The sequence below is a fragment of the Paenibacillus sp. FSL K6-4396 genome (assembly GCF_038002525.1).
Taxonomy (GTDB): domain Bacteria; phylum Bacillota; class Bacilli; order Paenibacillales; family Paenibacillaceae; genus Paenibacillus; species Paenibacillus amylolyticus_B.
This window is the reverse complement of sequence record NZ_JBBOCR010000001.1, coordinates 381,625-396,485: the sequence shown is the minus strand read 5'-3', so window position 1 is coordinate 396,485 and position 14,861 is coordinate 381,625. Positions and strand designations below refer to the sequence as shown.

Here is a 14,861-nt window from a genome sequence, read left to right as displayed (position 1 = left end):
TTCAATACCGGACATCTTTGCGTGATGCTCCAGTTCGACCTCAACTTATCTATAATGTCTTCTGCCGTCACTGCAATATCGATCAGTTAAATAACACCAATCATCCCACATATAACACGTTTAACTATCATCGAGATGTTTCGAGGTCTAATGATCCTCGACCTAAACACCTTCCTGTGTAACCTCACCCAATCGGATCGTAAAGGACAGACTACGCGCTCCATTCACTTCAATCCGCGCTTCTTTCAGCAACCCATTACGGGAAGCCACGGCCTGATCCTCCAGATGAATAATGGCTTCCTGATCCAGCGCTGTAGATTCTACATATGCCCCCCGATACGTAGTGCGCACACTTTGGTCCGTATGGGTAATCACCGCCTGTTCACGACCATCATGGAACATCAACGGAATGAGTGCACCTGCCGCTGCGATCTCACCTTCGAATTCATACGTTATGGTCAGCAAGTCTGCCTGCTGCACATAATGAGTGCGCAATGTTTCCACGCCGGGCAAGGGACCAACCCATGTCACAGCAAAAGAATTCTCGGAGGTGTTTACTCCCTCTTCCGCCGCTCTTTCCGCCAGATGTCCCTCTACTTGATTCGGCGTATCCTGGCCCACCTTCTCGTACACAATGGAACCTCCTCCCTGTGCAGGGTCCAATCCAACGTCACGATCATATGCACCACCGGATGGAATCCCCTCTGCAAGACTGTGCCATATCCCATCTGGTGTCTTCCATGCAGGACAATAGCTGAGCGGGCGGACCACCCCTTCGGCAAATTCCGTGAATCCTGCCTGCACATGGCTGGCAGCGGACGGACCAATCAGACCAGGTAACCCCGTCTGCTGAATCCGTACCAAACCAGGGATCGTATACGGATCATTCATCGCCGTGTGTAATACCAGTTGCTGACCAGGTATGGAAGCAATGACAGTTTCAAACCACCCATCGGTCTGCAAAACCCTGCTGCCTAACTCGGAAGGAAGGTACACTTCGCTCACATCGTCTCCCGGATCACTGAGACAAGCGTGAGCCAGCGCTGCTGCCGTCCACAGGTTGTAACAGGTGTGGTTGGTATAGATCTCGTACCCGTGCCGATCTTCTGGCGCGTATTCATTGCGCACAATTTTCAAGCGTCCATCATCCATTTTCCAGCGCTCAACAGCTGCAAAACACCGATTGGCTGCACGTGCAAAAGCACCCGCCATCACCGGATCACCCGCCTCCAGAGCCTGCGTTGCATGTGTAGAACATACATAAGCCGCCGCCGCTTCATTCCACTGATGCTGGGAGCTGCGACCACGCGGTGGAATCTCACCTAGCGGCGAGAGCGTCAGTAACGAGCTGAAGGCACCATGGCGCAGCTGCTCACGTAACCTATCGGCAGTGGCTCCCTCGTAACCCGCCTCAAGCATCACCCCAAGGTGATAACGGGTGGCAATATCATAGGAAAATGGACAATTCGGGCGGTCCAGCGGTCCATCCTGATACAACCCAAGGGCTGTAAACCGGGGCAGATGATAGGCTTCCAAATAACGATCCATCCACGCTGTACCCTCATTTGCCAGCTGTTCATGCCACCGCAGATATTCACCAGAGATCATAATGGCATTCCAGTTAATCATGCGATTGGGATTGTTCATCTTGCTCATCGTAAATACATAGTCTTGTTCAGGACTGATCGTCTTGAGTGCCTCAGCCCAGATCTGTGCTTGTTCAGGCAGATGTGACTTCAACAACATATAAGCTCTCATCATGAGCACCGGAAAAAAATCAGGGTGATTGTCAGGTGCGCTACCTTTGACCACGGCATCAATGCTCTGTGACAGGGCTACCGCTGCGGAATCCAGCAGATCTGTACGTCCCGCGTCAACCAGAACTGCTGCAGCCATCGCATAGGCCGGTGTAGAATAATACCTCTCCACACCCGAGAACGGGTCGATAATTGCACCCTGGCTGTCCTGATATGTTGTGTAAGCGCGAACAACACTTTCAACAAGTGCCAACTTGCGCTCCCGATTCCAGCCGTCTGTCGGAGCGGGGCCCGCTTGTTCTGCCAATGTATGGTAATGTTCGAGTTCGTCTTTCCATGGATACGTGGACGCAGATGTATATTTATTCACGCATGCTCACCTCGGTTTCTTCCATTTTCGGTTCAATGATGAAGCGTACCTCACATACCGTTTCAAGTGGATTAGGGCGTTCTGTCCGAACATCCGTCTCATCAATCACACCTGTCCATGATAGTGACGTCCGATAGAATGTGACGGGAACATTGCCATGATCAACTGTTTCTATTGCCTCCGTATGGACTTGCCACTGGTTCGCATCATACGCCATATGGACCGTTTCATGTACTCCTTGCCAGCGAAGATTACCGCTCTTCACCACCTCAGGCTGTAATCTACTTATCCATCGCTCCACTACGCTCGAACATCCTGCATCTGAATCATCCACCGAAGAGAATCGTTCTGCCGAAGACTCCCTCCTGCTCTTCCATTGAAAACGGTCAATCAGACGCAATTCCGCTCCATCTCTACTGCCGTCAGGATTCAATGCCCAATGGAATTGACGTGTATAACGAGCCAGTGAAGCAGCTCCAGGGTATGCGGATGTCAGATCCAATGTTGTATTCAGCTCACCGCCATCCGCTGCCAGTTTTGCCTCTAACACATGGGCTTGCGCTTGCCGGCCCGAGCTTTGCTCCTGGCCTTCAATGAGCGGAACGTTATGACCGGATGACGAGATGTGGAACAGGCGCTCTCTGCCTCGCGCAAAATACGCTTGGGTATACAACCCTGCTCCCGGATCACACAGGATATTCTCACCACCGCAATGGATAATGAACTGACCCAGATCATTATGGTTGTGAGGTTCATCGTTATGCCCGCCTTTAACGGAAATAGCCACATGAAGGGGCGCGCCGCTGGAACGTTGTTTACCCGGAGAATGAAGCACACCCTTCGCAACCATCCAGCCCAGATTTTGAAAAATAAATCCACGTTCAACCTGTCCAGAGGCTTCTTCATCACCATATACTGCCGGATCGCTCCACATCACGTTCCGCAACAGATGAGCCCAGCGATGACAGTGATCATCTGTAAGGAGTGGAATATGAAGTGGCAGATCCACCTGCAACCCAACCCGTGACGCGAGTAGGGAGAGTAATCCGGAAGGGATCTCTTCCTGCTCGGCACTGTCCGAATAATTTACGAATGTTCCGCCTGACAGATGAACTCGCAGCGGGAAGGCTGCAATGGCTGTTATTTTGGAACCCGTTAGTAGATTGTGTTCACCCTCACTATATTCGCGAAGCAATTCGGCATAATAGGTGAAGTAACCGAAGCCATATACCCAATATCCAATACCTTCGGCACAGCCGCCATCCTCGCCATATCCGCTCAAGAATGCGTTCATACAGCTGACCGTATGGGAGATCGATTCCTGTAGTGTGGACTCATCATCGAGCAGCAACAATGCGGCCATGCCACAGCACCCACCACAGACCGCCGACCAGTTGTGATCCGCTGTCTGCCAGTGGAACTTCCGTTGCTCCCGGTATAGCGGGATGAAGATTCGTCGCTCTGCCTCAGACCTGATTCGCTCTATGACAAGGCGATCCAGCCGCTCGGCGTGAATGGTCACCATCTCGGCCAGCATATGTACTGTCTCTGCGGCGAACAGATCGATGTTCCCATTCACCTGGTTGACCTCTCCCGTACCCAGATGCGCGGGCAAACACCACGTATACTCACCACACACGTCCCACAACATTTCTTCCAGCGCCTGCAGTGCATCCGGTCTAGCTGTGTCTAATGCGAGCATCGCCACAGCAGCCAGCCTGCCTCTTCGATTGAAATAAGCCTCTTCATAGGCTTTTCGCTCACCCATATCACTGAACTGTCGATATAGACGGAACGACAAGGAAGGCATGGGTTCTTTCAAGGCACGTTCAGCGTAAGCCTTCAAGTCTGTGTATAACGAAGCCAAATCAGGCCGGGATAACTTCTCCAAGAGTCTGTCGGCACTTAAGGAACTCAATGTTCTGCTCTCGTTTCCACGTTGAATTATATTTTCATTTTCGACTTCGTGAATGGAATCTTCCACTGGATTCACCACTCTTCGTTAATGGATTGTCATACTCACATTATAATGTAATCGATTTCATTTTACCGGATATAATAGCACTTTTGAAGAATTATCCATTAGAACCCTTTCCACGACGTAACGTCCTTCTCCTTCCCAACACAAAAAAACGAAGAACCTTCGTCAGGTCCTCCGTTGCATTCTGCCTGTCCACAGGCTTTTTATGGCTATCTCATATTCTTAACTATCTTATGTCCTCAACTAATCCTATATACCTATAGTGCTGCTGCCCATATCGCAACTGTCCGTTGTTGTTATTACACAATCGCAAGCGAAGAATTCTGTACAACAGACAACCATTGGCGTGCAATCAGCTCATGACCTGCTGCGGTTGGGTGTACGCCATCCCATAACCAGTAGGCTGCATCCGCCTGTTTCAGAGCGTCATTAAACGTCTGCTGCAATGGTACCCACACAGCTCCAAATTCCTCAGCAAGACCTTGAGCCAGTTTCTGATATTGACCGATATACGCTTCCCAGGCTTCCCATTTCTCCGCGGTTGCTCCGGTTCTCAGAATAAACGGCTCCATCAAAATCAGCCCCGTATCCGGCATCACTTCCCGAGTTTCTTCGAGCAAATGGCGATACGCCCGTCCGAAACGATCCGTTACCCCGCTAGGTTCACCATTCATCGTGCGCCAGGCATCATTAACACCAATCAGGATGCTGATCAGGTCCGGTTTTAGACTAATGGTATCCTCATTCCAGCGTGCGTACAGATCGGATGCCCGATCCCCGCTGATACCTCTGTTATAGAAGGTCTTATGCTTGCCCGCCAGTTCCATACCCAGTTTGCTAGAGATTAGATACGCATATCCGTGTCCGAGAAAATGATTCGGATCGTCATTGCGTGATCTTCCCCCATCTGTAATTGAGTCTCCCTGAAACAATATAACGGATGGACTTGTACTCATGATTGAAATCGTTCCTTCCTCTTGTGCAAAATGGAAACACTGAACACCTCAGTCTCCATTTTATCCCTTTCGGTCACAATAGAAAATAGCGTTTTCATCACCGAGTGTCGCCATCTTATGAATCTTTTGGTTCTTTCTCCACATGGCCTCCGCCCTGATAGGCTGTCTCATCCTGTTTGTCGGGTACGCCTCTAAGCTTTGCCTCTTCCCACAATTCGGCTGCATCATCCTGTGGGCGGTATCCAATCTTCTGCGCCAGATAGCTAATATCATAGTAATTATCTGTATTCGCAGAAGTCCCGTACAGATTCAGATACTTCATATCTGGATCGGCTTCAATACAGCACTCAGCAAGCTGGACCATGTCCCTTGGTGATATCCAAATATGAGCCGAGCGCTCCGAGTGCGGGTATGTATCACCTGAGAAGTTTCCAATCCGAATGTTAAATGAGGACAGGTCATATTTGTCAACGTAATAACGTCCCAGCAGTTCAATATAACATTTGCTAAGTCCATAGAAGCTGTCCGGTCGGTACGGGTCATCCACTTCAATATCTTCACCAGTAGGATAGAAGCCTGTTGCATGGTTGGAACTTGCGAAGATCACCCGCCGAACACCATTCAACCGAGCTGCTTCATACACATGGTAGGCTCCGGTTACGTTGATCGGCAGAACTTTGCCCAGAAAATCTTCCTCATCCTTGGCCCATGCAATGTGCAGAACGGCGTGAACCCCCTGCATCAGTTCCTTCAGGCGTTCCCCATCTGTCACATCCATGGCTACAATGCCAGCTTCCTCGTCTTCACGCAGATCAGCCGCAACGATGTCATACGTACCCTTGGCTCTCAGCCCCTCCAGCAGACTGCGACCAATGACTCCTGCAGCTCCCGTAATTAACAGCTTGCGCTTCAGTTCACTCATGAATCCAGCTCCCTTCGCTCAGATAGGCTATCTGTCCTTTATAGAACATTATTAACCGATCAGGCGAAGGAATTACCGGGTTTTACAATACAATCTGGCAATTATCCGATCCAATATCGCAGTATCATCATAGCCACAATACCAACCAATACGGTTCCCAGCAGACTGCGTGTCCAAATCGCTACTGCAATCGTAGGCAGAGATGCCCACAGAGCTGCATTTTGCGTAATCGGCACTAACTGGTTGTCCGACATGAACAGTTCCTGACCAATCAGTGCTGCCATGACCGCTACAGGTACATACTCCAGCCAGCGTAACAACCACACCGGAATCTGTATCTTGCTGAACAGCATCAGTGGCAGTACACGCGGAATAAATGTTAACAGCGCTGACCCCATAATAATCCAGAATACATCCCATCTTACTTCCATCGTTCCATGAACACTCCCATCGTTGCCGCAATGACCGCAGCCACAATGACACTCATGCTGCCTAGTGAAGCCATGCTGGCGAAGATTACACAGACCACAGCGATGATCGCCACATTAATGTGTATTTTTTTGTTTTTACGATGCACCAACTGGAGTACAACCAGTCCGATAAACATCGCTGGCAGGGCATAATCCAGGCCCAGTCGTTCCGGATTGGTGATCCAGCGTCCAAAGTACGCTCCCGCCATATTAGCCACGAACCAGTTCAGATATGCGGTAATATTCAGACCGTGCATCCAGCGTTCACTGAGCCTTTCCCTGCCAATCGCACGTGTCATCGCCACACCGAAAGACTCATCCGTAAGCAATGAACCGATCCACATATTTTTAAGCGGGGTCAGATGCCGAAAATACGGTGATACAGCTGCGCTGAGCAGCAAATGACGAAGATTCACAAAAAATATGGTGAACATGATAGCTACTGCTGACCCATTCGATGCGAGCATGCCTGCTGCAATGAACTGAGCCGATCCTGCATATAAAATCAAGCTGAGCAGAGCTGTTTCCGCCAGACTCAGACCTGCGGTCATTTCAATGACACCCGCCGCAAAGCCAATACTCAAATAACCAAGCAGGGTTGGGATACAATCTTTGACCCCCTGCATGAATGTAGCTTGATCCCGGACCTCTTCCATGTTCTCCTGTCCAGATATCTGTAGTGTACTTTGGTCCAACTGCGGTACAACCCCTCTCCAATTTTTGTCTCCATCAACCGATATATATGGATGTAGATCCATTCAGGTCCATTCTTCATGAAAACAACTTCTTTGTGTATTCAACATGATCAGGTACATGCCTTGTGGATTTCGCAATTTGCAAAATTTCATTTCACATTAATTCAGAAATATACCACAAGATGTGCACTAAGGGAGAGACAGATTCCTTTTTATAGAACAGATGTAATCCTAAATACCTATAAAATCAAAAAATATTTTCGCGAAACTCATAAATTATGTTGAATAAACGCGAAATTTGTCATACGATAGCACCAGAAACTTCTGGAAAGGTTGGAATGAAATATCTTTTACCAGATGAGCTTGTCCACTAGATATGGGATGGGTTACACAGAGGGGGAATGTGTATGAAAAAAAATCGTAAACAAGGGGTCAAAAGAACAATGCAGATGAGAGAGAAACTGATTTTGTCATTTGCCATTGTATTGCTCATTCCAACCATTAGTCTCGGCATTATCTCTTTCCAAACAGCCGATGCCAAGGTTGAAGAGAAAATGTATGAGAACGCGATCAGCAGTGTTACTGTGCTCAACCAGACCATTGACCAGATCATTGGTGCAACACGCAAAAATGTTGATTTCCTGGCAAGTCAGCTGGACGCAGGTAATGTCGGACCCAATCAGGGTGACGAAACAGATACCATCCGAACCTTGCTCGACGCTTATAAGGAAACGCATGATGACGTGGAACTTGCCTCCATCGGTACCGATCAGGGCGTGTATATTAACTCCCCTGTAACTGCGGTGAACAAAGAAGGATATGACCCGCGCGAACGCCCGTGGTATCAGGCTGCTACGGAGAACAAAGATGTCCCTACCGTAATCACCCCCTACTTATCAAGCAATACCGGCAATGTTGTTGCTTCGGTAGCTCAGACCTCAGCGGATGGCCATGGTGTCGTCTCTGTCAGCCTGTCGCTTGAAGCCCTCTCGAAGACGGTTAACTCCACGAAGATTGGCGAGAAGGGTTATATCTATATTATTGATAATGCCAATAAAATCATTGTACATCCTACCGAAAAACCGGGGACCGAAGGAACCATGGCACCCTATAAAGACATTTTTGCACAGAAAAACGGAAGTCTGACCTATACACTAAATGGAAATCAGGAACACGCCTTTTTCTCCACCAATGAAACGACGGGCTGGACCGTGGTTGGTGTCATCGACAGTGGGGAAGTGACGGCTTCTGTCCGTCCGATTCTATACACCACACTTATTGTTGTAGCGATTGCAATTGCGGTAAGCTCCGTCATTATTTTCTGGATCGTGCAATCCATCACCAAACCACTGAACCGCTTGGTGAAGGCATCTGACGAAATTAGTAATGGTAATCTGACCATCGAGGTTGCTGTATTAGGACAGGATGAATTCGGCAAGCTGAGCACCAGCTTCAATAAGATGAGCGAATCCCTGCGAACCGTTATTCAGGACGTGCGACACACGGCTGACGAGTTAACCGCCTCATCCACACAATTGGCAGTCAACTCATCGGAGACAACCAAAGCAACTGAGCAAGTCGCCCTGATCACGGAAGAATCCGCAGCTGGACTTGAGAAACAAACCAGCAGCCTGAAACATACGGCACTACAGATGAATGAGCTTGCTGGAGGTGTAGGACAGGTAACGAACAGCACACAGCAAGTATCCGAAGCTGCCATGCAAGCAAGTGAGCTCGCGGATAAAGGGAATGCAACCATGCAGACGGCCGTATCCGAGATGAGTTCCGTGAGTCGCTTTGTGCAAGGTATGGCAGATACTGCTGGACGACTTGGACAGCATTCCACATCCATTGGTGAGATGGTATCTGTCATTACAGATATCGCTGCACAAACCAATTTGCTTGCTCTCAATGCTTCTATTGAAGCAGCACGTGCAGGTGAGCATGGACGTGGCTTCTCCGTTGTTGCCAGCGAAGTCCGCAAGCTGGCAGAACAATCCAGCCTTTCAGGCCAGAAGATTGTAGAGATGGTCGGAGCGATTCAACAGGAGATTTCATTGGCCAATCACAATGTACAGATCGGGCAACAGGATGTAAGCAACGGCATTCGTGCCGTTCAGTTTGCAGATGAAGCTTTTGCCCAGATTAGTGAGGCTGTTGGGGTCGTCAATCATCAGCTTGAGAACATTGCAGCCGCCTCACAACAGATGTCTGCAAGTACAGCCGAAGTGGTGCAATCCATTGATCAGATCCACGCCATATCTGAAACCAATGCCGATGGAACGGAGAACATCTCCGCTGCTACGGAGGAGCAAGTGGCTTCCATGCAGGAGATATCATCCTCTGCTGATTCCCTTGCCCATCTGGCCCACAAGCTGCAGAAGCTGGTGGAACAATTCAAGCTGTAATCGTTGAACTAAAGATTGTTTACACTAACACTACGATGACAGAATAACCTTCCAATCGCTGTTATCGTGTAAAGGACTGGTTCAACTTATTTAACAAGTAGTCTATGATACAAAAGCCCCTTTGCCATCATATTGGCAAAGGGGCTTTTGGGTTATAAAAGGTCAGGCATTTTAGAGAGGAAAATTTCCCGCTTAATCAGCAGATGGCTTTTTATCTCCGTGGTACCCTTGATCTCCGTAGGGCTCTAACTGTTCAAACCAGCGATTCAGACATTTGGCGAGTGCATCTTTGGGATCGTAATACGGGTTATCATCTTGTTTCAATGTCTCCAGCACTTCGATCACAAACGCATTCTCTCCATATTCATTCCATTCAGCCTGCAACCTTCGATTCAGATGGCTACCCATCTGTAACATAAACCGTTGTCCATTAATGGTTTTCAGGTTAAGTGTGCTGTCGATATAAACTTTGCCGTTACGTTCATTTCGAATCTGGTAGACGCCCGCTTCCGTTTTGACTTCTTTGGCCTGTTCCTGCAATTCTTTGCGACGATTCATCTTCTCCTGCTCCCCCTTTTCTTTACGTTCCTGTTTTCCAACTTCGGCGCTCTGTTGATCTGTGCTGCTTCCCAGCCAATACTGACTGCCGTCTGGCTCACGTTCCAGCAAACCATAGTCGATGAGATACCTCCGTATTTCCACGTAATCATCATTAACTTCCTTCAGCAGCTCATTGACCTGTTTTTCGGAATATTGGCGCTCTGTCTCGAATCGTTTGGCAATTTCGGTGAGCACGATATATTTATGCTTTTGTTGCATATGAAACGTCGTCAGTGGACCGCTGGTGCCTTCCGGAAAATACTTGTTTAGCACCTTCTCACGATCCTGTTCTGTAATATCAAATGAGTTCGGATGGATCGTATGTTCGTGCCTTGTCACCGGCGACACCCATTCGGCTGGACTCTGGGTATCCTTGCTTTTGAGGAGTTCCATTAATGCCAGGAATATTTTGGCCTGACGTTCCTTCTCCTTCAATACAAACCGATGATTCCGAATCGTGGAAGCACTCCCGATGCCAAGGGTCTTCTGTACTTCAGCATCCTTCTTGCCTTCATAGAATTGTGACAACAAGCCCCGCTGGACATCAGACAATCCGGTTACGCTTTTATCCAACTCCAGTAAATACTCAAATACCGACCCATGAACCTTCTCAATATGCACTCGCATATAACGGGCTGCTTCATAGAGCACTCCTTCTTCGGGGTAGATAATCCCCGATTCCGTCCTGTATCCGCAACAGACACATATATAGGCGGGACCCTCCTCCATATAACCACGCTTGATCTCTTCCAATGAAGCGGTTTGCAACCAGGATTCCGATGATTTCATGTAAAGCTCCTTTTATCATTGTATGGTGATTCCAACCGTATAATAATCAAATATTTTATAATTTTGTTTGTTTATTTATAGATATAATATAGTTTTGTTTATCATGTGTCAACATGACGGAAAAGAATGCTGTGTTTAAAAACATAACGGATGCCCCTTGTTCAACAGAAAAAAGACCGCAGGGTCGCAACCCTGCAGTCTCATTTCAATCCCTGTTACAACTTAAACCGTTCAATCATGCTTTGCAGATCTTCAGCCATACGTGACAATGCTGCCGAAGAAGCTGCAACCTCTTCCATTGTAGCCAACTGCTCTTGAGCCGCCGCTGATCCGTCTTCCGTTCCAGAGGCAATTCTGTCCGACAGAACCATGGTATCACTTACTGCCTTGTTGACATGACTCATGCCACCATCAATCTGACGGGAAGCCGCGGATACTTCTCCAGCTTGTGCAGCCACCAACTGTACCGCAGTACGAATGTTATTAAATGCTTCGCCTGCCTCTGTAATCATCTGCGAACTCTTCACCATACCTTCTCCCGTACGGGCAAAAGTGGATTGCACCGCATTGGTTTTCTCCTGCATCTCATGCATAAGCTCATTAATCCGCTCAGCTGAAGCGCCTGAACTGTGAGCCAGTGTCTTCACTTCGTTGGCTACAACCGCGAATCCACGCCCTTGCTCACCAGCTCTTGAAGCTTCAATGGATGCATTCAATGCGAGAATGTTCGTCTGCTTGGCAATAGCCGTAATCTCGGCCACAATCACCAGAATCTCTTCATTTTTCGCGCGCAGATCCTCAATGACCACAGACATGGCTTTGCTCTCGTCATTCACCTGCTGAATATGGGTAACCGCTTCTTCCACTGTCACCATGCCCGCTTCCGACTTGGTGGAAGCATCCAGAGCGATACGAGCGGTGTCTTCAGCACTTGATGAGATCTCTTTGACTCCAATGGACATTTCGCCCACGAGTTGACCTGTAGCAGCAAGACTATTGTTCTGCAAAGTCGTTCCTGCAGCTGCATCCTGCATCAGTTCAGCCACCTGTTCTGTGGCTTTCGATGTCTGCTCCGAACTTGCCATCAGCTCTTCCGAAGATGCCGCCAGCTGGCTGGACGTATCATGTACCTCTCCAAGCACATTACGCAGTGAAGTCGTCATCGTGTCGAAGCTTTCTCCAAGCAGTCCGAACTCATCCCGGCGCTGCAAACCTACCCGAACGGTGAGATCCCCGGCACTTACTTTCGATGCTGCCTGTGTTAATTGCAGTAATGGCCGATGAATGCTGCGAATAATGAAAACAAGCAGAATCAGCCCAATAACCAATGCAGATGCCACAATTGTAATGGAACGAATCAAAATAGGCATTACGGCTTCAGTTGCTTCCGAAGGAACCATCTCGCCAACAATTTTCCAGCCTGTAACCGGATTGGTGAAATACACAGCTTCCACTTCGTGACCATCATATGTATACTTCACCGTTCCACTTTCCTTCGTATACATCTCATTAATGTAGCTTTCATCCGACTGTGTACCGGATTCAATATTGTAGTGGAACAGGAATTTACCCCCGTTATCCAGCATGTACAATTTTCCTGCTTTACCGATACGTATCTGATCTACGGATTCTTTCAGATGATTGAGACTGACATTGGCCCCGAATACCCCTTTGCCATCAGCCAGCTTGACCGCCGCGGTCACAACCCATTCACCCGTCGAAGCCGATTGGAATGTATCTGAAATTACAGGCTCATCCTGAGACATGCCCATCGTATACCATGAACGTTCTCGAGGATCATAATTCTGTTCCTCGGATTCTGGGGATTTCATCCAGCTGCCATCTTCGGCACCTGCGGTTAGTACACCCAGCTCCTTATGACTCTGAGACATCCGATCCATCTGCCTTTGAAGTGCAGGGGATTTATTAATGATATCGTTTGAAGTCATACCCGCAGCCATCTGTGCTGCGTTATCCTTCTCCATATCCAGCATTTGATTTATCTGCAGACTAAGCATTTCTGTTTTGGCCTGTGCGGAACGAATAATTTCCTGCTTAACCTGGTCAGCAGCTTTTTGATAAGACAACCAACCAACGGTAATACTCGGTACAATCAGGAACAGGAGCAATGCAGCAATCAGGCGTTTTTTTACGGTTAAAGTAAACCAATTTCGAATCCTTTTCTTCATATAACTATCCCCCATCATAATCTTCACCCATCCTTTTATCGGACAATCGCTGTAAAAATATTATGTATAGATACTAAATTGGTACAAATTTAATTTAAATGATTTGATCACATGATATGAAATATATCCGTTAATCGTTTTGACCCTCTAAGCGAGATCGTTTACAATGCTCATAAGTTGTCTATTCATGAAACGATTGGAAGGGGAGGATTCAAATCTTACGCAAGTCACACATGCAACAACCTGTTTCCACGGTATATTCATCCATGTTTCGTATCCTGTTAGCGTTCATCCTGTGCGCAGGCCCGATTCTGGGACAAGTCGGTATCACGGCATCCGCAGCGCAGGCAACGCAAGCAGTTCACATTGAAGTGAATGGTGAGCAACAATCCTGGAAGAACGCACCACTTATCATCAAAGGCTCAACGTTTGTTCCATTGCGGGATGTAGTGACATCCGTTAAAGGCACGTTGAAATGGGACAATCACACCAAGATAGCTACCATTACCGTTGGCAGAGACAAGCTGGTCCATCAGGCTGGCAGCAACTCCATTAAGGTAAACCAGGTTAATCTCGCTACAGGTGTGAATTCACGTACCATTAATGGTACGTTGATGGTGCCTGTCCGGGCCATGGCTAATGCAATTAAGGCAGATATCAAGGTCCAACGTACAGCTACGGGTCAGATGAGTGTGAATATGTTCACGGATCAAGTCAGCCTGCTGAACAGTGAAGTTGCCAGCGTAGATACGTATCTGCGCGAGATCAACTATCCAGGTATGGCACTGATTGCCCGCGATGGTGAAGTTCTGCTAAGACAAGGCTACGGACTTGCCGATGAACAGACGCTGAATCGCCCGGATCAGAAGACCCGGATCGCATCTCTGAGCAAATCCTTCACGGCCGCGTCCATTCTGAGTCTGGTGGAGGATGGTAAGATTAATGTGCAAGATCCAATCTCCAAGTATATCTCTGGTATACCAAAGGGAGATCAGATCACGCTGCATATGCTGTTATCCCAGACTTCAGGTCTGCCATCCGCATTTGGTCGGGGTGAAGGAACTTCTATGGAAGAGACTGTAGAAGAAATTCGTCAAAAAACGCTGAAGTTTGAACCGGGGAGTGCCTATCTATACAGCAACAGCGGTTATGTTTTGCTTGCATACGTCGTTGAACAGGTATCCGGCATGAGTTATGCCGACTACGTGCAACAGACGATATTGAAACCACTTGGCATGAAGAATTCGGGAGAGGCTTCCCGTAAAGTGCACACGATTAGTGGTTTTGTTCAACAAGATAACGCATGGGTAACTGCCCCTTATTATGTTTCCCAATCCGGATCAGGAACCATCTATTCCACGGTGGACGATATGCTGAGATGGGATCGTGCGCTGTATACGGACAAGATTCTAAGCCAGGATACGATTGAACAGATGTATGAGCCTTACTCCGATAAAAACTACGGCTACGCGTGGATTCTCAAAGAGAATGGAACCAACCGCACCGTCTTCCACAACGGTAGTGGTGGCGGGTTTGCTACAGCCTTTTCACGTAATCTGTCCGATGATATCACCATTATCCTGCTTGGCAACCACGCGGGTATGGACATGACTTCACTTTTGGATGAAGTTGAAACCAAAACAGCAGCAGCACTGCAATTGCAATAATCCATAATTAATCGCTTATATAGAGCAAAGAGACGATCCTTTAAAGGATCGTCTCTT

The 14,861-nt window shown here is 48.0% G+C and carries 10 protein-coding genes; 2 read left to right on the top strand and 8 right to left on the bottom strand.

Annotated elements, in window-relative coordinates; genetic code table 11:
* Positions 1 to 162: 162 nt before the first annotated feature.
* The 6 genes from MHB85_RS01905 to MHB85_RS01880 form a co-directional block, all read right to left on the bottom strand.
* A complete protein-coding gene (locus MHB85_RS01905; RefSeq protein WP_091019976.1) occupies positions 163 to 2,127 on the bottom strand; it encodes a glycosyl hydrolase in 1,965 nt (654 codons plus the stop codon).
* Positions 2,120 to 4,120: a heparinase II/III domain-containing protein gene (locus MHB85_RS01900; RefSeq protein ID WP_341072275.1), complete on the bottom strand. Its 2,001-nt coding sequence runs from the start codon at positions 4,118 to 4,120 to the stop codon at positions 2,120 to 2,122. The genes MHB85_RS01905 and MHB85_RS01900 overlap by 8 nt, the downstream gene beginning before the upstream one ends.
* 287 nt (positions 4,121 to 4,407) lie before the next feature.
* Entirely contained in the window at positions 4,408 to 5,064 is a 657-nt protein-coding gene (locus MHB85_RS01895) for an SGNH/GDSL hydrolase family protein (protein ID WP_091019972.1), read from the bottom strand.
* A gap of 115 nt (positions 5,065 to 5,179) precedes the next feature.
* Positions 5,180 to 5,977, bottom strand: a complete 798-nt coding sequence (locus MHB85_RS01890) for an NAD-dependent epimerase/dehydratase family protein (RefSeq protein WP_091020030.1) — start codon at positions 5,975 to 5,977, stop codon at positions 5,180 to 5,182.
* Between the two features lie 110 nt (positions 5,978 to 6,087).
* Entirely contained in the window at positions 6,088 to 6,417 is a 330-nt protein-coding gene (locus MHB85_RS01885) for an AzlD domain-containing protein (protein WP_091019970.1), read from the bottom strand.
* Positions 6,408 to 7,112 (bottom strand): AzlC family ABC transporter permease, encoded by a 705-nt coding sequence (locus MHB85_RS01880; RefSeq protein WP_223199960.1) that lies wholly within the window; start codon positions 7,110 to 7,112, stop codon positions 6,408 to 6,410. Before MHB85_RS01880 ends, MHB85_RS01885 begins: the two co-directional genes overlap by 10 nt.
* Positions 7,113 to 7,558: 446 nt before the next feature.
* Here MHB85_RS01880 and MHB85_RS01875 point away from each other — a divergent pair, with 446 nt between their 5' ends.
* On the top strand, positions 7,559 to 9,559 hold the full coding sequence (locus MHB85_RS01875) for a methyl-accepting chemotaxis protein (RefSeq protein ID WP_091019969.1): 2,001 nt from the start codon (positions 7,559 to 7,561) through the stop codon (positions 9,557 to 9,559).
* A 192-nt stretch (positions 9,560 to 9,751) separates the two neighbouring features.
* On the opposite strand, the gene MHB85_RS01870 is transcribed toward MHB85_RS01875, so the two are convergent.
* Together MHB85_RS01870 and MHB85_RS01865 are read right to left on the bottom strand one after the other, a co-directional pair.
* The gene (locus tag MHB85_RS01870; protein WP_091019967.1) at positions 9,752 to 10,948 is read right to left on the bottom strand and encodes a DUF2087 domain-containing protein; all 1,197 of its coding nucleotides are present in this window, start codon (positions 10,946 to 10,948) and stop codon (positions 9,752 to 9,754) included.
* Between the two features lie 215 nt (positions 10,949 to 11,163).
* Complete coding sequence (locus MHB85_RS01865; RefSeq protein ID WP_179198655.1) at positions 11,164 to 13,137, bottom strand: methyl-accepting chemotaxis protein; 1,974 nt, start codon at positions 13,135 to 13,137, stop codon at positions 11,164 to 11,166.
* A 233-nt stretch (positions 13,138 to 13,370) separates the two neighbouring features.
* On the opposite strand from MHB85_RS01865, the gene MHB85_RS01860 reads away from it, so the two are divergent.
* Positions 13,371 to 14,804 (top strand): serine hydrolase, encoded by a 1,434-nt coding sequence (locus tag MHB85_RS01860; RefSeq protein WP_192135642.1) that lies wholly within the window; start codon positions 13,371 to 13,373, stop codon positions 14,802 to 14,804.
* Positions 14,805 to 14,861: the final 57 nt, after the last annotated feature.

Excerpts from the sequence above, each read along its gene's own strand:
- MHB85_RS01895 (WP_091019972.1), bottom strand. The coding sequence starts at position 5,064 with ATGAGTACAAGTCCATCCGTTATATTGTTTCAGGGAGACTCAATTACA.
- MHB85_RS01885 (WP_091019970.1), bottom strand. The coding sequence starts at position 6,417 with ATGGAAGTAAGATGGGATGTATTCTGGATTATTATGGGGTCAGCGCTG.
- MHB85_RS01880 (WP_223199960.1), bottom strand. The coding sequence starts at position 7,112 with ATGGAAGAGGTCCGGGATCAAGCTACATTCATGCAGGGGGTCAAAGAT.
- MHB85_RS01875 (WP_091019969.1), top strand. The coding sequence starts at position 7,559 with ATGAAAAAAAATCGTAAACAAGGGGTCAAAAGAACAATGCAGATGAGA.
- MHB85_RS01870 (WP_091019967.1), bottom strand. The coding sequence starts at position 10,948 with ATGAAATCATCGGAATCCTGGTTGCAAACCGCTTCATTGGAAGAGATC.
- MHB85_RS01865 (WP_179198655.1), bottom strand. The coding sequence starts at position 13,137 with ATGAAGAAAAGGATTCGAAATTGGTTTACTTTAACCGTAAAAAAACGC.
- MHB85_RS01860 (WP_192135642.1), top strand. The coding sequence starts at position 13,371 with ATGCAACAACCTGTTTCCACGGTATATTCATCCATGTTTCGTATCCTG.